Below are 22,604 nucleotides of genomic sequence, written 5' to 3'. Positions count from 1 at the left end.
AGCGCGTCAGTCCTTCGGCTGCACCTCACCGGCGAGCGCCAGCGCCACGTTCTCCGTGGTGTTCTCCACCTGGTAGACGGCCACCACGTGCTGGCCCTTCTCCGGCTGCTTGCGGATGCGCAGCGCGCTCAGGTCCAGGGGCACCACGGCGCCGGGCTCCGTCTCCAGGTAGAGCATCTGCCCGTTGAGCTTCAGCACCTTGCCGGACAGGCGCTTCATCTCGTCCTGGTCGGGCGTCACCTCGCGGATGGGCATGCCCACGCCGTTGGCCTGGGGGCCCACTTCCAGGAGGCGCTGGCTGCCGCTGTTGGAGCGGTCAATGGACATGGTCGCGCCGAAGTTGGTGAAGTTCCGGTCCAGGCCCTCCTGTCTGGGCACATTGCCAGCGCCGGAGCCGTCATTCGGGATGTTGACGGGTTCACGGGCCAGGACAGCCACCGGCACCATCAGCGCCGCCATGGCGGCGGCCCGCCAGTTCCCAGCGTGCATTCGTTTCATGGGTCCTCCTCCTGGAGGGGCCGTGAGCCCCCCGTTGCCGACAAGCTAGGCCCTGACCCGAGGCCCCACTCCTGTGGACGGAACGTTCCGTCGCACCAAGGGCCGTGTGCCATGCGACGCGCCGGGCCCACCTGCCTCCGTTCCCCCAACGGGCCGTGGGCGTCGCGTCCCCAGAGGAGGCTTGCGTGCAGCCCCCCAGTGCACCCAGCAACACCAGACAGGTGATGCGCAGCACGTTTTTCGTATCAAGCATTGTGTGTCTTTGAAGCCTGAAGTGACGTTGACGGCGCGGCTTCCCCCGGGCCCATACAAGCGCCTGGTTTCAACCCCGCCAATTCACCATCATTGCGTCAAGCTTTATCCCCGAGTAACATTCAATGACACATCGGCATCCCTTGAGTGAGGACCGTCCAATATTCAGCCGGTCCTTACCGGGTGCATCCTCTCTCCTCGATCGATTCGGGCTAGGGTGCGCCGTCCTGCCCGGACCCCTTTCCCCGCCGCCTTCGAGGCGGCACCACGCAGAGGCCGCACGTGAACGGTCGCAACGAAGAGCACCGCATCGCCCTCTTCATCGATTTCGAGAACCTCGTCACCAACACGGGCATCAGCTCCGCGAGCTTCGACTTGCAGCCCTCGCTCGACCGCCTGCTGGAGAAGGGCAAGGTCGTCTTCCGCCGCGCCTACTGCGACTGGTCCCGCTTCGCCGAGGCCAAAATCCGGCTGCACGAGTTCGGCGTGGAGCTCATCGACGTGCCGCCCTCCACGCGCGCCGGCAAGAATGGCGCGGACATGCGCCTGGTCATCGACGCGCTGGAGCTGTGCTACGCGCGCGAGAGCATCGACACCTTCGTCATCGGCTCCGGGGACAGCGACTTCTGTCCGCTGGCCTACAAGCTGCGTGAGAACGGGCGCACCGTCATCGGGCTCGCGGTGAAGGAGTCCACGTCGCCGCTCTTCGTGAAGGCCTGCGACGAATTCATCTACCTGCGCCCGCGCCAGTCACGCTCCGACAAGAGCGACAAGGAGAAGGGCCGGCAGAGCGTGTCCGCCGAGGAGGCGGGCCACGGCAAGCGCGGCGGCCGCCAGGGACGCGACGAGAAGGGCCGGGGAGACAAGGAGAAGACACCGCAGGGTGGCGGCAAGTCCCAGCAGCCGAAGACGGAGGTGCCGGACATCGCCCGCGAGGTGGTGCAGAGCATGCTGGCGCGCGCCACCGGGCCGGTGAACCCGTCCCTCATCAAGGAAGCCATCGTCCGCAAGGAGCCCGACTTCGACGAGCGTGAGCACGGCTTCTCCACCTTCGCCCGGCTGCTGGCCGCGCTGGAGCAGCAAGGTCTGCTGCGCCGCATCCAGCAGGGCCGCCAGTGGTACGTGGTGGCGGCGGACTTCGACGTCGGCAGTGGCGACAGCAAGGGCAAGAAGCGCGGCCCCGCGCACACCGCCGAGGAAGACGACGAGCTGGAGTCCTACCCGGACCCGGACGAAGACGAGGGCTGAGCCCCCGTCCCCGCGACTACGCCCCCGCCGGGGGCGTGGTGGCCTCGAAGAGGTGCTCGAGGAACTCGGGCAGCAGGCTGGCGGAGATGACCCACAGCTTGCCTTCGCCCAGGTCCGCGAGCGACGCGCGCTCCACGTACTCCACGCAGGCCGCTTCCACGTAGTGGATGAACACCTTGCGCTCGCGCGCGCGGTACCAGTCCGCCGCGTGGGCCAGCAGCGCCACCATGGCGTCCTGGGCCTCCTTCGTCGCGTCGTCCACCAGCGGCACCAGCCGCACGCCGTCCAGCACGTTGAAGAGGTTGAGGCCCGGCTGCGCCGTCTCAAACACCGCCAGGACGACGGGCTTGCCCTCATGCCGCGCCACCACCAGCTCGCGCTCGCGGCCCATGCCCGCCTCGCCCCAGCGCTCCTTGGCGCGCTTGAGGTCGAAGCGCTCCGGCACCAGGTCCAGCGCCTCGCGGTAGGCCAGCGGACGCGTGCGCTCCACCTGCTGGAAGAAGGCCGCGCGCTCCGCTTCGGTGGGCGTGCCCACCTCGATGCCCGCGGGGATTTCCCAGGCCCCGTCCACCTCCGCCTCCATCAGCTGGAAGGGCACGAGGCACGTCTGGCCCGTGTGCTCGTACCAGGTGGCGAAGTCGAACTTGGTGAAGCGCACCCAGCGCACGCGCGCCTCGCAGAAGGCGAAGAACCACTTCACCTCCGGGTCCACCTGCGTGGGCTCGTAGCCGCGCAGGTAGATGTCGCGCAGCGCCTCGCGCGCCGACGTGCGGCCGCCCTTCACCGGCTGACGCGCCAGCTGGTGCGCCATCCAGCTGCCTTCGTACGGCTTCACCACCGACAGCGTGGCGCCCACGGACTGCCCCTCCGGGTGCACCACCCGGTAGCCCAGCCGCGTCCGGCCCTCCAGCCGCGCCAGCGTGGCGTCGAAGCTGGGGTGCGCGTCCTCGAAGTCCTCCGGCGACTTGCCCGGCAGCCGGAAGTAACCCGAGCCGTCGAAGAGCTTCCAGGTGGCATCCCCCAGTCACCCTCCACCTGGGTGGCCGGGTGCATCTGCGCCTCCACCAGCGCGCGCCAGGCCTGCGCGCCCGCCGCATCCAGGGGACGCACGGACATGCCGCAGCGGCGTCCCGCCGCGGTGCTGGAGATGTTGCGCACCTCGGCGCGCAGCCGCACCGGCGCCATTCCTTCCGTCACGACCTCCAGCACCGGCTGGCGCAGGCCCGGGTACAGCAGGTCCTCGCCGGGCTCCGTCAGGAAGGCGATGCCCTCATAGGACAGGTCCAACACCTGACGCCGCACGTGCACCTGCGGCCACAGCGGATGGTCGAAGGACAGCGTGCAGGCACGGCTCGGCGGCGCGCGCCGCAGCCAGCGGTGGCGGTAACGAACGAGCTCCCGAGGCAGCGGCATCAGCACCAGGCCGGACTCCTCACGCGCCTCGCTGACCTCCAGGTGCACCACGCTGCTGTAGCCGAAGGCCTCCAGGGTGAAGGGCTGCGCGGGCAGTCCACCCTCGAAGCGCCAGCCCATGCGGCCTTCGCGCGGGTCGAAGTACGCGGCCGTCACCGGCACCTTGCGCCCGTCCGCGGTCCGCGCCATGCCGCGCGCCTGCCTGCCCACCAGCGCGTCGCAGATGCGCCGCACGCGGTCGGGGTGCTCGATGCGCTCCTTCCACACCGGCCGCGTCTCCGGCGGGAGCAGCAGGCCGTTGTCACGCAGGGCCTCCAGCACGGAGACGATGCGGCGGCCCGCGTCCAGGGGCGGCGCCAGGAAGCGCATGCTCACCTCCGGCGCGCCGCGCACGTCCATGACCTCCACGTCCAGCGCGGTGGCCCATCGCTCGCCATGGCCCAGCACCACGGAGGCGGTGTCGCCCGGCTTCGGCGCCGCCTGCGTACCGAGGTTCAGCGTCAGGTGCTCCAACGACAGCTGCACCAGCCGACACGGCGCCTGGAGGTTTCCGAATGACGCCACCGCCGTCAGTTCCGTCCCCATCCGGTAACCGAGCATCGACGCCCGGCCGCTCAACCCTTCCAGCGTGTCCGCCTGCATGACAGCTCCGTTGTCTGAAGGACGCCGATTGTACGGCTTCACAGGTGCGAGACTTGAGAATTCTCACTGGAAGCGTGAGCACGAACGAGCCGCGCGTAACCTGTTCTCCAGGACAGGACTGGATGTCTGATTTTTCAAGTGTCACACGGATGGTCATTTCCCTCTCAGACGGGATGTGCGCCCGCATCCCATCGGGTCCGTGTGCACCCAGGTTTTTTGGGGGTGAGGTGGTGTGGCATGGCCACCGGGGGAGTGAGCGCTCGTACGCCTGCTCGCTGGGGTGGCACCGGCTCCGTCAGCGGGTTAGGGGAGGAGCATGCCGCGCAACACCCTCTGCCTTCGTTGCGGCATGTGCTGTGACGGAACGCTTTTCACGCACGTGTCGCTCCAGCCGGAGGAAGCCCTGGCGCTCCAGCGGCGGGGATTTCCCGTGGGCGCACGCACGGATGGAAGTCTCGCCTTGCTGCAACACTGCTCGGCCCTGGATGAGCGCACGTGCACCATCTACGAGGACCGCCCTGCGAGTTGCAGGCGTTATCACTGTCAGCTGTTCTCCGCGCTGGTTGAGAAGGAAGTCTCGCTGGACGAGGCGCTCGCGGTGGTGGACGAGGCCCATGCGCGAGTGGCCACCGTGGCGCGCACGCTGGCGCCTGCTTCGGAAGGGGCGCCGCGCTCGGTGCTGCAACGCGCCCGGCGCGCGAACCTGCTCGAGCACGGCGGCCCGCTGTCCGCGACGGACCTGGCCACCTACGAGCATGCGGAGGCCTATCTGGATACACACTTCCGGGGGCGCTTCGGACGTTGGGATTGAGCGCGGCGACGCGGTGAATCCCAGCCGCCTCGCACCCCGTGTGGCTACGATGCGGGCGCGATAATCCGGGCCGTGCTTCCACGGCGCCGCGTGACACCGAGGACTTCGATGAAGACGAACGCGTCCGTGCTGGCGGTGATGACGTGCTCCCTGCTGACGGCGCCGCTGGCCATCGCGGATGACACGGCCCCTGTGAAGTCCGCCTCGGTGGATTTGAACGGTGATGGCACGCCGGAGGCCGTGTCCATCCAGTTCGACGAACCGAAGAACGAGTTCATCCTCAAGGCGGGCAGCGCCACCATCCGGGGCCCCGGTGATGACAATGAGCCCGCGGGCGTGTTCATCGTGGACCTGGACAGCCGGGACAAGCGCAAGGAGCTCGTGGTGCGCACCGGGCAGACGGACTACGACCAGCGCTCGTACATCTACGGCTTCGACGGCAAGGCGCTGAAGCTGCTGGGCACCGTGCCTGCGCTCACCGAGGCCAAGGGCAACGGCATCATCCTGTCCGACTCATGGCAGGGCTTCTGGAACCGGCGCGACAAGTACGCCGTGGACGCGAAGACGGGCAAGGTGTCCGAGGTGCCGCAGGACCTGTACGCCGTTGGCGTCGAGGCCACGGTGAAGCAGTCGTTCCCGCTGGCGCGCAGCCGCACGGACAAGAGCGTCGTCGCGACGCTGGGCCAGGGCTCGAAGATTCAGGTCCTCGCCGCCGCGCCCTCGGGCCGCAAGGGTGAGGGCTACCTCTACCTGGTGAAGTCCTCCACGGGGCTGCTCGGGTGGGCCACCGCGAAGGATTTGACGGGGAAGACAGACGGCCTGCCGTTCGCGGGTTGAGGGCCAGCGCGCGCCGGTTACTCGGCCAGTGACAGCTCGATGCGGCCGAGCTGCTCGTCGGTGGAGGTCACCTTCACCGTCACCGGCATGCCCACGGTGAAGGTCCGCTCCTTGCCCACCAGGGACAGTTCGCGCGCGTCCGGCCGGAAGGGGCCTCCGGACAGGGCATCCGCGGGCACCACGCCTTCCACCAACATGCCGTCCAGCTGCGCCACCAGACCGAAGGGCCGCACCCGCGTCACACGCGCCTGGAACTGCTTGCCCACGTGCCCCGCCATCCACCGCGCCTCCAACTCGCGGTGCCGGTCGTTCTCCGCCCGCGTCGACGCGCGCGCCTTCGCGTTGATGTGCACCGCGAGCGCCTCCATCCCCGGGTCTTCATCCACGAAGTCCCGGCGCCCACGCAGGTACCCCTTCAACGTCCGGTGCACCGCCAGGTCCGCGTACCGGCGAATCGGTGACGTGAAGTGCAGGTACAGCGGCGCCGCCAGACCGAAGTGCGGCCCCGGCTTCACCGTATAGCGCGACGGGCCCAGTGAGCGCCGCAGCACCGAACGCAGCGCCGGCTCCGCCACCGCGCCCGCGATCTGCCGGTCGAACGCCGCCAGCGCGAGCGGCGTCAGCTCCCGTCCGAAGCCCGCCGCGAAGCCGGACGTCTCCGCGAACGCATTCAGGTCCGCCACCCGCAACGGGTCCGGCTGCTCGTGCACGCGGTACACCCCGGGCAGGCCGCGCGCCAGCAGCCACCCGGCGATGGACTCGTTCGCCGCCACCATGAAGCGCTCAATCATCGCGTGCGCCGACGTCGGCTTCTCACTCACCAGCCCGGACAGCTCGCCCGTCGCCTGGTCGAAGGTGAAGCGCGCCTCGTCCCGCGCGAACTCCATGCCGCCTCGCGCGGCCCGCGCCACCGCCAGCCGCGCCGCCGCCAGCCGGAACCACGGCATCACCTCGCGCACCGGCTCCATGGGCGCCGACACCTCACCCCGGTCCAGGAAGGCGGCCACCTCGTCGTAGTTCAGCCGCGCCCACGAGCGGATGACGCTCTCGTACACGTCCGCCGCCGTCACCCGGCCCTGCGGGTCGATGCGCAGCTCCACCGTGAGGCACAGCCGCTCCTCGCCCGGCATCAGGCTCAGCCAGTGCGAAGACAGCGCTTCCGGCAACATCGGCAGCACGCGCCCCGCCAGGTACACGCTGGTGGCCCGCTCACGTGCCTCGGCGTCCAGCGCCGTGCCCTGCTTCACGTACTCACCCACGTCCGCGATGGACACCAGGAGCCGCAGCGCCCCGTCCGGCCCCGCCGGCAGCACCGAAATCGCGTCGTCGATGTCCCGCGTGGATGGCGCATCCACCGTCACCGTGGGCACGTCCCGCAGGTCCCGCCGCGCGCCCACCGCATGCGGCACCGCGCGCGCGCCCCGCGCTTCCTCGACGACTTCCGCGGAGAAGTCCCTTCGCAGCCCGTGCCGGGCGATGACGCGCTCCAGGGAGCGGTCCTCCCCTTCCTCCACCCGGTAGAGCAGCACCACCTTGCCTTCGTCGATGCGCGCGACCACCGCGTCACCGGCCTTCACCTGCGTCCCCGCCGGGTCGAGCACCCAGTCCGCGTTGGCCACCTCGCGGTCCACGTGGAGCAGGGTCGCGCCCTTGCGCAGCACCACCTCGCCGTAGACCTGCGTGCGAGGCCGCTCCACCAACGACAACTGGCTGGCCGACCAGCGCCCATCCGCGCCCGCCGTCACCGTGGCCGTGACGACGTCCCCGGCGAAGTACGGATTGAGGTCGGGCGGAGGGACGAAGGCCGACAGCACCTCGGGCGAGCCGGGCGTCTGAACGGTGAGGAAGCCGAAGCCTCGAGGGTGGACGTCGAGACGGCCGGTGACGGTGCGGGGCGAAACAGAAGTATCCATGGAACCTTGGGCGCGTGTTTAGCCCACTCCCATCTTGGGAAAGCAGGGCTCGCGCGGGAAAATGTCAGCCCCCGGGAGCACGGCCCATGGAGGGCCTGCGTCTCACCGGGAAAGCCATCGCCAGGAATTGGCGACCTGCCGCCGGGGACGCAGCCGGGCCCGCGCCCCTGACATCCTCCGTCCGGGCCGCCCACGATTCCCCACCTGAATCCGGCTTCAATTCCGCCCTACCCGGGAAGTCATCAGGTCCGGTAACGAACCCGTGAGGCACGGGGCTTTCGCGTCCATCCGGCTCGCGGTGTACATTCGGCGCCATTCAATGAGTGGGAACACGCTGCCGCTCGCGCCGGAAGCGCGCTCGCTGGGCAAGTACGAGGTGCTCTGCCGCCTGTCGACGGGCGGGATGGCGGAGATTTTCCTCGCGTCCCAGCGTGGCCTGGCGGGTTTCCACAAGCTGGTGGTGCTGAAGCAAATCCTCCCCGACATCCGCGGCGAGGAGGAATTCGTCCGGATGTTCCTGGACGAGGCCAAGGTGACGGCCGCGTTCAACCACCCGCACATCGCCCAGGTGTACGACCTGGACATCGCGGACGGAGAGCTCTTCCTCTCCATGGAGTTCGTCCCGGGCGCCACGCTGGTGGAGGTGGCCCGCGCGTGCCGGCAGGCCAACACCCCCATCCCCATGGGCTACAGCCTGATGGCGGTGCGCGATACCGCCGTGGCGCTGCACTACGCACACACCTTCACGGATCCGCTGGGCCGCCCCTCTCCCGTCATCCACCGGGACGTGGCGGAGAAGAACATCATGGTGACGTACGAGGGCGTCACCAAGCTGCTCGACTTCGGCATCGCCAAGAGCCTGGCCCGCGCCAGCCGCACCGCGGTGGGCATGGTGAAGGGCACCAGCGGGTACATGTCGCCCGAGCAGATCATGGGCGAGCCGCTGGATGCGCGCAGCGACCTGTTCAGCCTCGGCGTGGTGCTGCACGAGTGCCTCACCGGCATGCGGCTGTTCTACGCCAAGCAGGCCGAGGCGATGATGAACGCGGTGCTGCGCTGCGAGGTGACGCCGCCCTCGCGCACGAACAAGCACGTGCCGCCGGAGCTGGACGCCATCGTCATGCGCGCGCTGTCCAAGCGCCGCGAGGACCGGTACGCCTCCACGCTGGAGTTCGCCCGCGCCATCGAGCGCGCCGTGGGACCGCTCATCTGGCATCCCGAGCAGAGCAGCGAGCTGATGCTGCGCCTCTTCTCCGACCGGCGCGAGCAGACGCGGCAGCTCTTGATGAGCGGGCAGAACGACACGGGGGACACCACCGGCGTGGTGAACCTGGCCAAGGTGATGGCCATGGGGGTCGAGCCGTCCGAGCTGCCCACCGGTGGCGTCACCTTGCCGCCGTCGCCTCGGGCTTCGGGAGCGCCTCGGAACGCCGCGCCGCCCCCGCGCCCCGGCGTCCCACCACGGGCGCTCCCGCCGCGTCCCCTGAAGCCGGCACCGTTCGCAAGGCCGTGCTTCAGGCGCCTCCGGGCAAGCGGCTGGCCTCGCGCGCGTCTCCCGCTGACGTACACGCTCCGCCTCCTCCCGTCGAGGCGACGACGCTCCCTCCCTCCGGGGGCAGCACGTGCGCACCCAGCCGGGGATGCCGGCCCACTCTCCGGAGCACACGGTCCGCACGCAGCTGCCGGGCACTGGCCGGGACGCGGGCGCCTCTGCGTCCGCGCCGGGTGAGGCCTCCTCACGCCAGGGCTCGCGGACCTCGGCGGCCGATGCCCAGGCCACTGCGCGGGAACAGACCCAGGTCCGCGGGGTGCGTTCCCCGGAGCCACCCGCTCCGCCAGCGCCCGGGGAATCTCGCACCCGACCGATTCGCACGCCGGATACGCTCCCTGCCGCGGATGATGCGCCTCGGGCACGCTCGTCCCGCACGACTGAGCCGGCGCCTGCTGGCGATGACGCGCCTCGGGCCCGTTCATCCCGCGCACATGAGCCGGCTCCCACCTCGGATGACGCTCCACGGGCCCGTTCATCTCGCACGCCCGAGCCTTCCCCGCCCGTGGATGAGCCCCCGCGTGCCGAGGCACGGTCCCGCGCGTCCCGCACCCAGGACGGCCTGCGCGCCTCCGTGCCCACGCCGCCCCCGCCGAGCGCGACCTGCAGACGGCGATGATTCGCATGCCGGTGCTGCCCCCCGAGCGTGGTGGGGACACAGTTCCGGTGACGCCCTCGCCGCGCCGCCCCATTCCTCCCCGCCGCAGGCAGGGTGGCTCCTCGACCGAGCCCACCACCCAGCCCGTCCGCTTCCACGACATGCCCATGGAGGAGGACGACGAAGAATCCACGGTGCAAAGTCGGGGGAGCGACACGACAGGCCCCAGGCGCGCACGGGCCCCCCAGTTCCAACCACAACCTCGGCGAAGCCGGGCCTGGATGGCTGTCACGACGGTAGTGGGCGTGCTGGCGCTGAGCGTCGCGGTGGTGATGCTGGGGCTGGACGGTGGCGTCGTGTCCTCCCGGCTGAAACCCCTGCTCGGCCAGGGTGCCCCTCCGCCCTCCCAGCACACCGCCGGGACACACCCTCCGGTGAACGCGGACAAGAACCCGGCGGCGGCGACAGCGACGCCCGTGGCCCCACCGGTGAACGATGGGCCGAAGGACACGGGTGATCCGGCCCTGGCCATCGCGGATGTGGACCCCGTCACCCTGACGGATCAGGTCCCCGTTCCGGATGAGCGTGCCCCGGACTCGGACTCCGCCACCGAGGACGATGCCCCGCTCAAGGAGCCCCGGACCTTCAAGCGCGTCCGCAACGGGACGCAGCGGAGCAAGGCGGTCGCCACGGCACCCCGCAAGGCACCAGCCACGCCGCCCGCCTCGGAGAGCGTGCCGACGGCCGAGCCCGGCTTCCTCACCCTGGTCACCGAGCCCAAGGCCCAGGTGTTCCTCGGCGGCCAGGACCTGGGCAAGACGCCGCTCTTCAAGGTGAAGCTACCCGCGGGCCAGCACACCCTGAAGCTGGTGGATGCCACCACCAAGGCGCACCAGGTCCCCGTGGACATCAAGCCCGGGGAGACGACCTCCGTCCGCGGCCCGTTGAGCCTGCTTTCGGACCCCTGAACGGCGGGGCAGGCAATCAATGCGGGGACCGTGCGTACCTTGAGCACGCCGGGGCCCGCGTCGTGGCCCCCTTTTCCATTGGAGCGTGCCCATGTCCCCCGCCCGCGTCTCAATCGTCGCCGCCTTCCTCCTCTTCGGTGCCTGTGCCCATGCCCAGGATTCTCAAGCCGGTGCGTCCGCTTCCGCACAACAGCAGCGAGGCGATGTCCGAGAGGTGCCCGACTTCGATGAGGTATCGGTGAGCCACGGCATCCGGGCCGAGGTGAAGGTGGGCCCCAAGTCCGTGCGCCTGGAGGGACCGGCCGAACTCGTGTCCCGTATCGAAATGGATGTGCATGACGGGACGCTGCGCACCCGCGTGGACAAGAAGCTCTTCAGCGGATTCAAAGGCAGCAGCGTCCGCCTGTACGTCTCCAGCCCGCGCGTCGAAGGCGTCCACGCCAGCGGCGGCAGCCACGTGGACGCGGACGCCACGCGCACGGACGAGTTCGAAGTCGACGCCAGCGGCGGCGCCATCATCAACGTCCGCGGCGTGGATGCACGCCAGGTGGAGACCGAGGCCAGTGGTGGCTCGAAGGTGACGCTGGCGGGACGGGCAACGGACTTCGACGTCGAGGCCAGCGGGGGCTCCATTGTGCGGGCCCTGGACGTGAAGGGCGTCAAGACGCTGGACGCGGAAGCGAGCGGCGGCTCGCGCGTGGAGGTGGATGCGTCCGACCGCGTCAGCGGCGAGGCCTCCGGGGGCAGCGTCCTCCAGCTCGTGTCCCGCCCGAGCCAGAGCGACGTGCGCGCCAGCGGAGGCTCCAAGGTCGTCTACAAGGACTGACGCGCCCGCCGCCGTGGAAGGCGTGCCGCGTCAATGACAACCCACGGGTGGGGTGAACGGGACAGCACCCGGAGTGGCGGGTGGGCCGGCTTGCTCCACGAGGGCCGGGGCGGCTGGAATGCGCGTCCCCACCCCTCGCGGAGATTCCCGCCCGATGACGCCTCCCCTCCCTTCCTCCGATAACGCCTCGGCGCCTCGGCGTCGCGGCAAGCTCCTGTGGGGAGGCGCGGGCGTCGGCGTGGCGGTGTTGGCCGGAGGACTCTTCCTGTGGAGCCCACGGCCTCCATCACCCGGTTCCACCCCGCGGGACACGCACGACGCGCATGGCGAGTCCCACGCGGACCACACGCACGAGGCGCCCAAGGCAAAGTCCCAGGCCCCCATGGAGGTGCTGGTCCAGACGGACCGCGCCGCTCGGGCCGCCGCGACGGGGCAGCGGGCCCAGGCGCATGAGGCACTGGCGGCCGCGCTGAAGCTGGCGCCCCAACATGCTCCGGCGCTCCTCGTGAAGGCCTGTCTCGCGCTGGAGGAAGGCCAGGACACCGAGGCCAGCGACGCGCTCCGCCGGCTGGAGGCCGCCGCCCCGGGCGCTCCGGAAGCCAAGCTGCTGGCGCGGCTGGGCGAGCTGCGGCGCACGCCCGGCATGGACTGGCAACAGGCGTTCCGCCAGGCCTGGGTGGACCTGGGCCAGCCCGACCTTCAGCAGAGCGAGCTGCTTCCCGGAGCCACACCGCTGCCGCCCGACCCGGCCATCGCCGCCGCGGCGAAGGCCGCCTGGGAGCGTGCCGCGTCGGACGACGTGAGGCTGATGCTGGCCCTGGGCAGCCCGCGACTGGACGCGGACAAGGCGCTCTTCCTGCTGCGGCAGGTGCCTCGGCTGGAGGACCCGTCCCTCTTCGTGGCGGTGATGGACGTGCTCCGGGGCGAGGCCTTGCCGCAGTCCTCCCACGACGAAGCGCGCACGGTGTTCCGTCAGAAGCTGGAGGCGCTGGCGGCCGCGAGCCCACGCGCCATGCAGATTCAGTTGCTGCTGCTCCTGGGAGACACGGAGCCGGGCTCGGAGATGAGCGCGGCGGAGATCGACCGCCTGGAGCAGGTGGCCGCGCTGCCCGTGTGGCGCGAGGGCGTCTTCACCCGCACGTACGAGGAAGCCCGGAAGCTGCTGGAGGGCTCGGGAGTGCCGGATGTCAGCGCCACGGCGATGGCGGTGGCGGCCCACAGCGTGACGGACCGGGGCTCGTGGGTGCTGCGCACGCGCAACGTGGGCACGCGCGGCTCGCTGTCCCCCGAGGGCCGGAAGCGGCTGGGCCGCATCACCCGCGACATCGGCACGCGCATGGCCGAACAACCCACCATGGTGGAGCGCGTGGTGGGCCTGCAGCTCGTCCGCGGCGGCGCCCAGGACATGGGCGACGAGGCGGGGCGTGAACAGGCGCTGGCGCGAATCGACGCGCTGGAAGGCGCGGTGGCCCTCTTCCGCAAGGCGTCCATGGACCGCTGGCCCCTGCATGCGCTGACGGAGGAGTTGATACAGGCGAGCACGCGAGACGAGCCCGCCTACCTGCTGTCCTTCACGCGCGTGGAAGCGAATCAGGCGGCGGAGACACAACAACCGTAGCGGCGATTGGAACGAGGTCTCTCGGGCCCCGGGAGACTTCCACCCGGGGCCCGAGCGGGCCCCCCACGATGCCACGAAGCCGCCGCACGCCGGACCTCCAAGGTCGTCCGGGCAACCGCACTCCTTCCACGCGAGCGCCGGGAACAAGGGGGTTGCTTCCCGAGCGACCTGCGCGTGGGCACCGTGGAATACCGTCCACGAACGCCAACGCTACGGTGGTCGAAGAATATCGGCTGCGCGGGGCCTGTCCACCCGCCGGGTTCTGACTCTCGCAAGCACCGTGACAGGCCGGATGTGGTGAGGACCCATAGCAGTTGCGCATTCACGTCGAGTGTGAGCAGGCGCGGGGGAGACTGAATTCCTTTCAGGGCGCGTCATGAAGCAGCGCGATATGTGGAAAACCGCTACGCCGGCTTGAGCTCACCATGCGCTTCCTGGGCTGGGATTTGACGGACCCGTACGCACGCGTTCCCCGGCCCGTGGACGTGGCGGAGGTGGATACCCGGGGGCAGGTGCGCTTCTCCGAGCTTCGGTGGCCCGTCCCCTCGAAGGCGCTCGGCTTCACCCCCGAGCTGCTGCGCGCGTCATTTCCTTTGAACCCGGAGGATGTGCTCGTCATCGATGGACCCCAGGCGCTGGCCCGGCCAGGAGCCTCCGTGCGCGAAGCGGAGCGATGCCTGCGCGCGCCGGGACGCACGCCCGACGTGCTACCCGAGCCTGGACGTCCCTTCGCCGGCTTCGTCCGGGGCGGGGTGCTGCTGTTCGCGACGCTGCATGCGCGGGGTGGGCATCCCCTGTTGGACGTGGACACGGACTCGCTGGAGGAGGCCCGCCTCTTCGAGGCCTTCCCCGGCGCGACGTGGCGAGCGCTGTCTGTGGAGAAGTTGGGGAAGAAGACGTCTCACGCGGGACGGACGCGAAGACAGGCGGTGCTGGAGGCGCGGGGCCTGCGCTTCCCACCGGGCCTGCTTCCCACCCATGACCAGTTGGACGCAGCGCTGTGCGCGTGGCTCGGGTGGCTCACGCGCAAGGCGCCCGCGCGCGTCACCGCCGTGGGCGCACCGCTCACCGTGGATGCCCAGGGCTGGCTGCGCGAGGGCCGCATCCTCGACGTGCGGTCTTCCGATACGCCCACAAGTTCTCCACAGTGAAGCGCCGCGCTGCTGCTCAGTGAACCGCGTTCTCATGGTGCCCGTGCCCCGGTCCTCCGAAAGTCCCGGGCCAGGGCGCGTTCGCGGGCAGCAACCCCGGCATGGGGAAGCGCATGAAGCGCGGCTGGCTGTTGGCGAAGGGCGGATCGCACTCGCCACAACTGAGGGCCCCATCCATCACGTAGAGGGCGCCAGGCCCCAGCTCCATCAACTGCGGCACCGTGCGCGGCGCGTAGTCGAGCGGGCACTGGAAGGCTTCCGCCCCATCCCGCGCGCGCACGCCCACGAGCAACCGTTGGTTGTCGGCCGCCACCGCGTGCGTCAGCACCAGCGTCTCGGGGGAAGCCCCGCGCCCCTGGGCAGGTGGCCAGCCGGAGCTCCTTGCTCGTCAGGTGCTGGCCTTCCTTCAGCGAGTACAGCCACGCCGGCTCCAGGTCCGGAAGCCGGAAGCCCTTCAGCTGCGTGGCGGCCGGCGTGGCGCTCAGGCTGTCCACACCCGCGTTCACCGTGGTGCCCGACGCGCTGGGCACCACCACATCCGAGGTGGCCACCGCGCGGCCCAACTGCTGGGCGAGGTGCTCCCCACCGGTGTCCCGTCCCGGGTGCTCAACGCCTGGAAGCCCCATTCGGGCAGCAGCAACCCGTTCACCACCGCGAGCTCGCCCGCGCGCAGGGGCTCCGTCCTCCGCCAGCGCGGCACCCCGTCCGAGGAGAAGGCCATCAGCAATGAGGGCGCCCCCGACGCCAGCGGCGCGCCCGTGTTCAGCGTGGGTGCGAAGGCGACGTAGAGGTCCCCACCGCGTCCGAGGCGAGGCCATACGGGTGCGGGTGGTTGCACTCGGCGAGCTGTGGGTCCGTCAGCTCGCGCGCGGACACCATGTGGCCGAAGGCATCCAGCACCACCAGGAAGTACATGCGGCACGCCGTGTCGCGCCGCTGGTCCGTGGGGTAGGCCTCGAAGAGGGCCGCCAGCCGGTCCGGCGCCATCACCGCCAGCCGCGCCAGGAAGAGCGTCTGCGTCCTGTCGCGGAAGTCCGGCCGCGCGTCGGCCAGGGTGAAGGTCCACCGCGGTGTCCCCGTGTCTCGCTCCAACAGCGACACCGTCCCGTCCATCGGCATGTCCATGCACAGGAGCCGGTCGTTCCACAGCATGCAGCGGCGCGCCGGTTTGGAGGCCCGCACCGGAGGCCCCTTGCCCGCCGCGTCCAGCACGGGCGTGCCGTAGAAACCCGACAGCGTCACGTCCCCTTCCGGCCCCACCAGCAGGTCCTGCAGCTGCTCTTCTCCCGCCCGGACGTCGTGCTCCCAATCCACCTTCAGGGGTTGCGCCGCGGGACGCGCGCACACGCCGCCGCGGCAGTGCCCCGACGCCTGGCACGGGCTGGCCGCTTCACACAGGAAGCCCTCTGGCAGGTCGCGCTTCACGCAGGCCCCATCCAGGCACACGTCCGCGTCCTCGCAGGTGCCTTGGGCCGCGCCGCAGAGGGTGCCGTCCGGCGCGGGAGCCGTGGCGCATCCCATCCGCGGGTCGCACGTCCCCACCTGACACGGCCCGGCCGCGGGACAGGGCGGCGCCGGCACGGACTGGCACCCGTCCAGCACGTGGCACACGTCCGTGGTGCAGGCGTTGCCGTCGTCACAGGCGCGCTCCTCGCCCCGGCAGCGTCCCGCCGGCAGGTGGCGCCGGTGATGCAGGCATTGCCCGGCTCACACGCGGTGCCGTCCGGCAGCACCGACTCCACGCACCGCTCCGTCACCAGGTCGAAGGTGGCCGCCGCGCACGTCACGGGCGTGAAGCACTCCGGCACCGGCTTCGCCTCGCCCGCCAGCACCAGCTGCACCGGCCGCCATCCGACGCAGTGCCGGTGAGGATGACCTCGTAGGTCCCTTCAGCTTCGGGCGCGAAGCGCAGACGCACCGGCACCTCGCCCGCCAGCACCCGGACCGGCAGCGCCGCCTCCAACGAGAAGGGGGCCGTCACGTCCGTCCACACGACATCCAGCGGGGCCCGGCCGCCATTCACCACGCGGACCTCGGCCTCCCGCCGGGTGCCCGGGTAGGCGTGCGGGAAGTCCACGCGCCGCGCCGACAACCGCAACCGCCCCTCCGCCCCCGACAGGGACGGTGTGTCCCGACAAGCCGCCGCTCCCAACCCCAGCATCAGCGCCAAGACAATGCCGCTGTACCGGGACGCCTGCGTTGCGTGCGCCATGGCGTTCCCCCCCGTGCCTCCTGGCTATACCCACGCCAGAAGGCCCCGCGGACGCCCCGATCCCTTGATGTCCCACCTCCCAACACTTCAGGGTCGGCGGGGAGGGGGGCAGTGTTTTTTACAGGCCGTTCCACTGCTACAGGCTGCAACCACGCGAAATGGTTGGATGCCGGAAGGGTATGGTTCTGGCACCCGGGGTGCGCCATGACCTCTGTCGCATCCTCCTCATGCGCCCCTTCGTCATCGCAGGCCTTCACCGTGCTCATCCCACGCGGCCTTCAGGCGGCCGTGGAGGGCTCGCGGCGGAGACCCGCCAGGAGCTGCTCGCCGAGCTGTTCCGCCTGGCCGCGCTGGCCCGGCAGGAGGAAAGTCAGCTGCCCCCGAGTTCCCGTACACGCTGCGGCTGGACGTCGCCGGCTGCCGGTCAGCGTGGAGCTGGACCCGTCCCGCTCGCGCCTCACCCTCGTGGGCCTGCTGCGGCCCCAGCCGCTGGAGTGAGCCCGGCGACCCGCCTGGGCTGGGGTGAGATGTCGCGCCGTGCTGGATACGCAGAATCCTGGGACCTCACGTACCTGGTGGAGCAGCTCCGGGAGCTGATCGGGCACGACCTGCGCCTGGGCGCCGCCCTCAGCGATGAGCTGGAGGACGTCCTGGGCAGCCTGGTGCAGCGCAATCAGCGCCTGAGGGTCCTGCAGCGCATGGTGACCGCAGAACGCGCCCCAGAGGACCTGGCGGCCCTTCGCGGGGCATTGGAGGAGATGGACCGGGAGCTGATGACCCGGCTGCCTGCGTTGCTCGAACAGCTGCGCCTGGCGCTGCCTTGAGGTGGGGCACCGGCCCTGGGTTTCCACAGGCACTTCATCCCCAGCGCCGACTGCTTCTTCTAAAGGTTCATAAGAGGTATTGATCTATTGGTAGTGGCAGTAGGCAGCTCGGACTTGGGGACAAGTCAGCAAGCTCCCGGGAACACTCACGAATTCGGGATGTGCTACATGTGGGTAAAGTGACGGTTATCCCCGGGAACCCACAGGTGTTGATCCACACCGGGGTTTCTCCACAGCCCCTCCCCCACTGTCCACAGGCCATCCACAGCTTCCCGGTGGATGCGGGAGGCACCCCTGGTGGAGGCCCGTTCTCACCACACGTCCGCCCCGTACATGCCTGTTATCGTCTGGCGCGGGATGTGCCCCGACAGTGGGGTGCCGGCGGAGGGTTTCCCCATCGACTTCTATCGGGGCGAGCGCATCGGGAAGTACGAGGTCGTCACGCAGCTCTCCGTGGGCGGAATGGCGGAGCTGTTCCTGGGCTTCACTTCGGGTCCGGGTGGCTTCCGCAAGTACGTGGTCATCAAACGGGTGCTGCCGGACGCGCGGGACAATGCGCAGTTCGAACGCATGTTCCTGGACGAGGCGCGCATCACCGCGGCCTTCAACCACCCGAACATCGCGCAGGTGTTCGACCTGGGGCGCGAGGATGACGGGCTCTACCTGGCCATGGAGTTCATCGCCGGGCAGAACCTGAACCAGATTACCGGCGCGTGCCTGCGCCGCCAGGAGCAGCTCCCGCTGGGCTTCACGCTGTCGGTGGCGCGCGACGTCTGCATGGCGCTGCACTACGCGCACACCTATACGGCGCCTTCTGGCGCGCCCAGCCCCGTCATCCACCGCGACGTCGCCCAGAAGAACATCATGGTGACGTACGACGGCGTGGTGAAGCTGCTCGACTTCGGCATCGCCAAGGCGAAGGACAGCCTGGAGCGCACCAACGTCGGCACGGTGAAGGGCACCACCGGGTACATGTCCCCGGAGCAGGTGCGGGGCGATACACTGGACGGCCGCAGTGACTTGTTCTCCGTCGGGGTGATGATGCACGAGCTCATCACCGGCGCGCGCCTGTTCGCGGGCAAGAACGAGCGCGACGAGATGATGAAGATTCTGGAGGCGCCCGTCCCCTGGCCCTCGCACGTTTCGCCGCACGTGCCCGAAGAGGTGTCCAAGGTGGTGATGCGGGCGCTGGAGCGCAGCCGCGAGAAGCGCTTCGCCAACGGCCGGGACATGGCTCGGGCGATTGAAGCGGCGGCGGGCAAGTTGCTGCTGGACGCGCATGACCGGGCCGCGCTGATGCAGGACTGGTTCGCCGAGCGCATGTCCGCCACGCGCGTCATGCTGGAGTCCGCGGACGGCACCACCAACGGCGTCATGCTGGACTCCGCGAAGCGGGCGCTGCGCAGTGATGACGGACCCTACCTCCCCGAGCGCAAGGACATCCCGACGCCGTCGAACGGCGTGGCCGGCATGCCGCGCAAGCCCTCGCGCAAGGTGCCCGCGGCTGCGGCGTCCCGGAAGGCTTCGGCGGCCGTGGAGGACACGCCGCAGTCGCCGGAGAGCAAGGCCTCCAATGTGCTGTGGGGGCTGGTGCTGATGGGCATCCTGGTGGGCGGTGGCTATGCCGCCGGCACCTGTCGAAGGTGCTGAACGAGACGGTGGAGGAAGAGGACGCGAGCGTGCTGCGCACCCTCCCCCAACACGACCCGAACCTGCCCGTCTACCTGGGACCAGGCTCGGGCCCGCCCACGGATGCCGGCAACACGGAGGCTTCAGCGAAGGCGGTGGGCGGCGAGGACGCGGAGGGAGCCCGTTCCAAGGAGGCGGCGAGCGCCCGTCCGGTGAAGGGCCGGGGCAAGCTGACCTTGCTGGTGTTGCCGGAGGCGGAGGTCTTCCGAGGCAAGAAGCGGGTGGGCCGCACGCCGATGTTCAACGTGGCCATGCCCGCGGGGGAGCACGACCTGACCATCGTGGGCCCGGACGGCAAGAAGCGCATGCTGTCGGTGCCGATCAGCGCCGGGGAGACGACCCAGTTCCGACTGAAGCTGGCGGAAATCCCCGAGCGCTGAAACACAGAACCGGGATTGAGGGGCACGTCCCGGGGCACTTGGTTATCTTCGCGCCCCTCTCCCTCTGATTCCGGACTGTATGGCCCCTCTGACCATTGGCTTCCTGATGGACCCGCTCGAGACGGTGCGGGTGGACCACGACTCCACGTTCGCGTTGATGCTCGAAGCGCAGAAGCGCGGCCACCAGGTGCGCTACTTCGAACAGGGCTGGCTGCGCTTCAACGGCACCTGCGCCGAGGCGCGCATGCGCCACGTCACCGTGCGCCGCGAGCTGGGACGGCACTTCGATATCCTCGACGAGGCCCCTCGCCCGGTGTCCTCGCTGGACGTGCTCTTCATGCGCAAGGACCCGCCGGTGGACGCGGAGTTCCTGCACGCCACCCAGTTGGTGGAGCTGTGCGGCACGGGCCGGCCCCCTGTCTTCATCAACGAGCCTTCGGGCATCCGCGACGCGAACGAGAAGCTCTTCTCCCTGCGCTATCCGGACCTGATGCCGGACACGCGCGTCACCAGCGAGCTGCCGGTGCTGCTGGACTTCATCGCGCGCAACGTGGCGGGCACCATCCTCAAGCCAGTGGATGGCTTCGCGGGCAAGGGCATCCTCTTCCTGTCCGCCACGGACCGGAACGCGCGCTCCGCGGTGGACATGCTCACCCGGGGCGGCCGCGAGGCCGTCATGGCCCAGGCGTACATCCCGGAGAGCCGCCAGGGCGACAAGCGCATCCTCCTGGTGGACGGCGAGCCGGTGGGCGGCGTGCTGCGCGTCCCGTCCGACGACGACCACCGCGGCAACATGGCGGCGGGCGGTGTGCCTCGCAAGGCCGTGCTCACCCCGCGGGATTTGGAGATTTGCGAGCGCCTGAAGCCGGAGCTGGTGAAGCGCGGGCTGCGGCTGGTGGGCATCGACGTGCTGGGCACCTACCTCACCGAGGTCAACGTGACGAGCCCCACGGGCCTGGTGGAGGCGAACCACCTGGACGACGTGTGCGTGGAGGCGAAGGTGCTGGACGTGGCGGAGCGGCTCGTCGCCGAGCGCGCCGCGCGCTGAGCCCCGCCGGAGGACGCTGGGCGGCCCGGTGCCCGGTGTCTTCCCTGAGCTGAGGGCTGACTCATGTTTCAGCACACCACACGACGCGATGCGTGAATTGAATCCTGGTTCATGTTTCAGCGCGATGCGACGCGTCGCGCCTTGAATCAGTGACTCCCGGAAGAGTCAGGTTTCGCCCCGCGGCCGCCCTTTCCCTCGTGGCCGCCAGGGAGACACCATGCTCAAGCAGCGTCGCAGCCGTTCCTGGCCGTGGTCGTGTTCCGCCGGGGTGCCTCTTGCCGCGTGGCTGTTCGCGGGCCTCGCGGCCTGTGGCGCTCCGGCAGGGGAAGCGCCGGAGGCCGAGGTGACGGAGCAGCAGCAGTCCCTGCTGACGCAGGTGACGAGCTTCGGTAGCAACCCCGGCAACCTGCAGATGTTCCGCCACGTGCCGTCCGGCATGCCGGCCAACGCGCCGCTGGTGGTGGTGATGCACGGGTGTACGCAGGGGGCCGCGGGGATGGAGGGCGCTGGCTGGTCCGCGGCGGCGGACGTCTACAAGTTCTACGTCGTCTATCCGCAGCAGCAGGGTGGCAACAACATGACCCGTTGCTTCAACTGGTTCGAGCCCGGAGACTTCTCACGAGACCGGGGCGAGGTGCTGTCCATCAAGCAGATGGTGGACACGATGAAGGCCACGTACTCCATCGACCCGTCGCGGGTGTTCGTGGCGGGGTTCTCGGCGGGGGGATACATGACGCCCGCGCTGCTGGCCGCCTATCCGGATGTCTTCTCCGCCGGGGCCATCCACTCCGGTGGTCCGTACCGGTGCGCGGAGTCGATGAATGCGGGCTTCAGTTGCATGAGCCCGGGTGTGAATCGCACGCCCGCCGCGTGGGGAGACGTGGTCCGCGGCGCGTACCCGGGCTACGCGGGCCCGCGTCCGCGCGTCACCATCTGGCACGGCACCAGTGACTACACGGTGAACGTGATGAACCTCACCGAGGCGATGGAGCAGTGGACGAACGTGCACGGCATCGACCAGACGCCGGACACGGTGGAGACGGTGTCCGGCTTCCCGCACAAGGTGTACCGGGACGGCGCGGGCAACGCGCTGGTGGAGACGTGGGAGCTCACCGGCATGGGGCACGCGGTGGCCATGGATGCGCAGTTCCCGTTCCCAGGCGGAACGGGCAGCGCGGTCTGTGGCTCGGTGGGGGCGTACCTGAGCGATGTGAATCTCTGCTCCGTCTACCACCAGGTGAAGTTCTTCGGGATGACGGGAGGCGGAGGCGAGCCCACGGGGGACACCACGCCGCCCACGGTCAACGTGACGGCGCCGGCGAACGGGGCCACGGTGAGTGGCACGGTGAATGTCACCGCGGATGCGGCGGACGCGGTGGGCGTCACCCGGGTGGAGTTCCTGGTGAATGGCGAGGTGGTGTCCACGGACACGCAGGCGCCGTATGCCTTCGCTTGGAACAGCACGGCCGTGTCCAACGGGGGGTACACGCTGGGGGCCCGTGCATTTGACGCCGCGGGCAATCAGGCCACGGACGACGACACGGTGGTGACGGTGAGCAACTCGGGCTCCCCGGCGCCGGTGACGGTGCAGTTCGCGAGCATCGCGGCGGATGACGGCTACCTGAAGGCGGACGCGGATGGCAGCGGGGCGGCGCTGGGATTCATGACGAACCTGGCGCTCGGCCGGGGGACGGATGGGAAGTACAACCGGTCGTTCCTCTCCTTCGACACGTCGAGCCTTCCGGACGGGGCCACCGTCACGCGGGCGTTCCTGACGGTGAGCTACTCGTCGGGCTCGGGAGACCCGTGGTCGACGCCCGCGGGGAACACGCTGGTCATCGACGCGAAGACGGGGACGTTCAACGCGGCGAACACGGAGGTGACGGACTGGGCGGCGGCGGCCACGGCGAGCAGCGTCGCGGGCATCGACCGGTTCAGCGCGGGAGCGAAGAACTCCGGGGACTTCAGCGCGGAGGGACTCTCCGCCATCAGCAAGACAGGGAAGACGCAGCTGCGGCTGCGCTTCACCCAGGCGCAGATGGCCACGCAGTACCTATTCATCCGGGATGGGGCGAACGCGGTGCTGACGGTCGTCTATGCGCCGTAGGAAGACGGAGCGGACGCCGG

Annotated in this window: 17 protein-coding genes and 2 pseudogenes; 13 read left to right on the top strand and 6 right to left on the bottom strand. The window is 70.0% G+C overall.

The window, feature by feature from the left end; genetic code table 11:
* Positions 1-6 precede the first annotated feature (6 nt).
* Entirely contained in the window at positions 7-498 is a 492-nt protein-coding gene (locus tag QEG98_RS00170; protein ID WP_316565282.1) for a hypothetical protein, read from the bottom strand.
* 534 nt (positions 499-1,032) lie between these two features.
* On the opposite strand from QEG98_RS00170, the gene QEG98_RS00165 reads away from it, so the two are divergent.
* On the top strand, positions 1,033-1,998 hold the full coding sequence (locus QEG98_RS00165; protein ID WP_316565281.1) for an NYN domain-containing protein: 966 nt from the start codon (positions 1,033-1,035) through the stop codon (positions 1,996-1,998).
* A 16-nt stretch (positions 1,999-2,014) separates the two neighbouring features.
* On the opposite strand, the pseudogene QEG98_RS00160 reads toward QEG98_RS00165, so the two are convergent.
* A pseudogene (locus QEG98_RS00160) lies at positions 2,015-4,053 on the bottom strand (PilZ domain-containing protein).
* 316 nt (positions 4,054-4,369) lie between these two features.
* Between QEG98_RS00160 and QEG98_RS00155 the strand changes: the two are divergent.
* Both QEG98_RS00155 and QEG98_RS00150 read left to right on the top strand, forming a co-directional pair.
* Complete coding sequence (locus tag QEG98_RS00155; RefSeq protein ID WP_316565280.1) at positions 4,370-4,864, top strand: YkgJ family cysteine cluster protein; 495 nt, start codon at positions 4,370-4,372, stop codon at positions 4,862-4,864.
* 108 nt (positions 4,865-4,972) lie between these two features.
* Positions 4,973-5,701, top strand: coding sequence for a hypothetical protein (locus QEG98_RS00150; protein ID WP_316565279.1), 729 nt, complete (start codon positions 4,973-4,975; stop codon positions 5,699-5,701).
* Between the two features lie 17 nt (positions 5,702-5,718).
* Here QEG98_RS00150 and QEG98_RS00145 read toward each other — a convergent pair whose 3' ends face one another.
* Complete coding sequence (locus tag QEG98_RS00145) at positions 5,719-7,614, bottom strand: VacB/RNase II family 3'-5' exoribonuclease (protein WP_316565278.1); 1,896 nt, start codon at positions 7,612-7,614, stop codon at positions 5,719-5,721.
* A gap of 319 nt (positions 7,615-7,933) precedes the next feature.
* On the opposite strand from QEG98_RS00145, the gene QEG98_RS00140 reads away from it, so the two are divergent.
* From QEG98_RS00140 to QEG98_RS00120, 5 genes are all read left to right on the top strand, one after another.
* Positions 7,934-9,343, top strand: coding sequence for a serine/threonine-protein kinase (locus tag QEG98_RS00140; RefSeq protein ID WP_316565277.1), 1,410 nt, complete (start codon positions 7,934-7,936; stop codon positions 9,341-9,343).
* Between the two features lie 699 nt (positions 9,344-10,042).
* Positions 10,043-10,729 (top strand): PEGA domain-containing protein, encoded by a 687-nt coding sequence (locus tag QEG98_RS00135; RefSeq protein ID WP_316565276.1) that lies wholly within the window; start codon positions 10,043-10,045, stop codon positions 10,727-10,729.
* Positions 10,730-10,820: 91 nt separating this feature from the next.
* On the top strand, positions 10,821-11,555 hold the full coding sequence (locus QEG98_RS00130) for a head GIN domain-containing protein (protein ID WP_316565275.1): 735 nt from the start codon (positions 10,821-10,823) through the stop codon (positions 11,553-11,555).
* Positions 11,556-11,709: 154 nt separating this feature from the next.
* On the top strand, positions 11,710-13,173 hold the full coding sequence (locus tag QEG98_RS00125) for a hypothetical protein (RefSeq protein ID WP_316565274.1): 1,464 nt from the start codon (positions 11,710-11,712) through the stop codon (positions 13,171-13,173).
* A gap of 425 nt (positions 13,174-13,598) precedes the next feature.
* Positions 13,599-14,324, top strand: coding sequence for a DUF429 domain-containing protein (locus QEG98_RS00120; RefSeq protein ID WP_316565273.1), 726 nt, complete (start codon positions 13,599-13,601; stop codon positions 14,322-14,324).
* A gap of 16 nt (positions 14,325-14,340) precedes the next feature.
* Here the strand turns inward: QEG98_RS00120 and QEG98_RS00115 are convergent, their stop codons facing one another.
* Positions 14,341-14,652: a hypothetical protein gene (locus QEG98_RS00115; RefSeq protein WP_316565272.1), complete on the bottom strand. Its 312-nt coding sequence runs from the start codon at positions 14,650-14,652 to the stop codon at positions 14,341-14,343.
* Between the two features lie 64 nt (positions 14,653-14,716).
* Here QEG98_RS00115 and QEG98_RS00110 point away from each other — a divergent pair, with 64 nt between their 5' ends.
* Entirely contained in the window at positions 14,717-15,112 is a 396-nt protein-coding gene (locus QEG98_RS00110; protein WP_316565271.1) for a hypothetical protein, read from the top strand.
* Here the strand turns inward: QEG98_RS00110 and QEG98_RS00105 are convergent.
* Positions 15,087-15,845 carry a hypothetical protein gene (locus QEG98_RS00105; RefSeq protein WP_316565270.1) on the bottom strand — a complete coding sequence of 253 codons (759 nt, stop codon included), beginning with the start codon at positions 15,843-15,845 and terminating at the stop codon, positions 15,087-15,089. The two genes, QEG98_RS00110 and QEG98_RS00105, sit on opposite strands and share 26 nt — an antisense overlap.
* Before the next feature lie 262 nt (positions 15,846-16,107).
* Positions 16,108-16,536: a hypothetical protein gene (locus tag QEG98_RS00100; protein ID WP_316565269.1), complete on the bottom strand. Its 429-nt coding sequence runs from the start codon at positions 16,534-16,536 to the stop codon at positions 16,108-16,110.
* 494 nt (positions 16,537-17,030) lie between these two features.
* Here QEG98_RS00100 and QEG98_RS00095 point away from each other — a divergent pair, with 494 nt between their 5' ends.
* The 4 genes and pseudogenes from QEG98_RS00095 to QEG98_RS00080 all read left to right on the top strand — a co-directional run bounded on the left by QEG98_RS00095 (position 17,031) and on the right by QEG98_RS00080 (position 22,584).
* Complete coding sequence (locus QEG98_RS00095; protein WP_316565268.1) at positions 17,031-17,360, top strand: hypothetical protein; 330 nt, start codon at positions 17,031-17,033, stop codon at positions 17,358-17,360.
* 357 nt (positions 17,361-17,717) lie between these two features.
* Positions 17,718-19,429: pseudogene (locus QEG98_RS00090) on the top strand (serine/threonine protein kinase).
* A gap of 79 nt (positions 19,430-19,508) precedes the next feature.
* Complete coding sequence (gshB, locus tag QEG98_RS00085) at positions 19,509-20,477, top strand: glutathione synthase (protein ID WP_316565267.1); 969 nt, start codon at positions 19,509-19,511, stop codon at positions 20,475-20,477.
* A 217-nt stretch (positions 20,478-20,694) separates the two neighbouring features.
* On the top strand, positions 20,695-22,584 hold the full coding sequence (locus QEG98_RS00080) for a PHB depolymerase family esterase (RefSeq protein WP_316565266.1): 1,890 nt from the start codon (positions 20,695-20,697) through the stop codon (positions 22,582-22,584).
* Positions 22,585-22,604 lie beyond the last annotated feature (20 nt).

The sequence above is a fragment of the Myxococcus sp. MxC21-1 genome (assembly GCF_032612255.1).
GTDB lineage: Bacteria > Myxococcota > Myxococcia > Myxococcales > Myxococcaceae > Myxococcus > Myxococcus virescens.
This window is presented reverse-complemented; position numbering and strand designations above follow the sequence as displayed.

Excerpts from the sequence above, each read along its gene's own strand:
- QEG98_RS00100 (WP_316565269.1), bottom strand. The coding sequence starts at position 16,536 with ATGGCGCACGCAACGCAGGCGTCCCGGTACAGCGGCATTGTCTTGGCG.
- gshB (WP_316565267.1), top strand. The coding sequence starts at position 19,509 with ATGGCCCCTCTGACCATTGGCTTCCTGATGGACCCGCTCGAGACGGTG.
- QEG98_RS00105 (WP_316565270.1), bottom strand. The coding sequence starts at position 15,845 with ATGGGATGCGCCACGGCTCCCGCGCCGGACGGCACCCTCTGCGGCGCG.
- QEG98_RS00135 (WP_316565276.1), top strand. The coding sequence starts at position 10,043 with ATGGCTGTCACGACGGTAGTGGGCGTGCTGGCGCTGAGCGTCGCGGTG.
- QEG98_RS00140 (WP_316565277.1), top strand. The coding sequence starts at position 7,934 with ATGAGTGGGAACACGCTGCCGCTCGCGCCGGAAGCGCGCTCGCTGGGC.
- QEG98_RS00170 (WP_316565282.1), bottom strand. The coding sequence starts at position 498 with ATGAAACGAATGCACGCTGGGAACTGGCGGGCCGCCGCCATGGCGGCG.
- QEG98_RS00145 (WP_316565278.1), bottom strand. The coding sequence starts at position 7,614 with ATGGATACTTCTGTTTCGCCCCGCACCGTCACCGGCCGTCTCGACGTC.
- QEG98_RS00130 (WP_316565275.1), top strand. The coding sequence starts at position 10,821 with ATGTCCCCCGCCCGCGTCTCAATCGTCGCCGCCTTCCTCCTCTTCGGT.
- QEG98_RS00120 (WP_316565273.1), top strand. The coding sequence starts at position 13,599 with ATGCGCTTCCTGGGCTGGGATTTGACGGACCCGTACGCACGCGTTCCC.
- QEG98_RS00125 (WP_316565274.1), top strand. The coding sequence starts at position 11,710 with ATGACGCCTCCCCTCCCTTCCTCCGATAACGCCTCGGCGCCTCGGCGT.
- QEG98_RS00155 (WP_316565280.1), top strand. The coding sequence starts at position 4,370 with ATGCCGCGCAACACCCTCTGCCTTCGTTGCGGCATGTGCTGTGACGGA.
- QEG98_RS00080 (WP_316565266.1), top strand. The coding sequence starts at position 20,695 with ATGCTCAAGCAGCGTCGCAGCCGTTCCTGGCCGTGGTCGTGTTCCGCC.
- QEG98_RS00150 (WP_316565279.1), top strand. The coding sequence starts at position 4,973 with ATGAAGACGAACGCGTCCGTGCTGGCGGTGATGACGTGCTCCCTGCTG.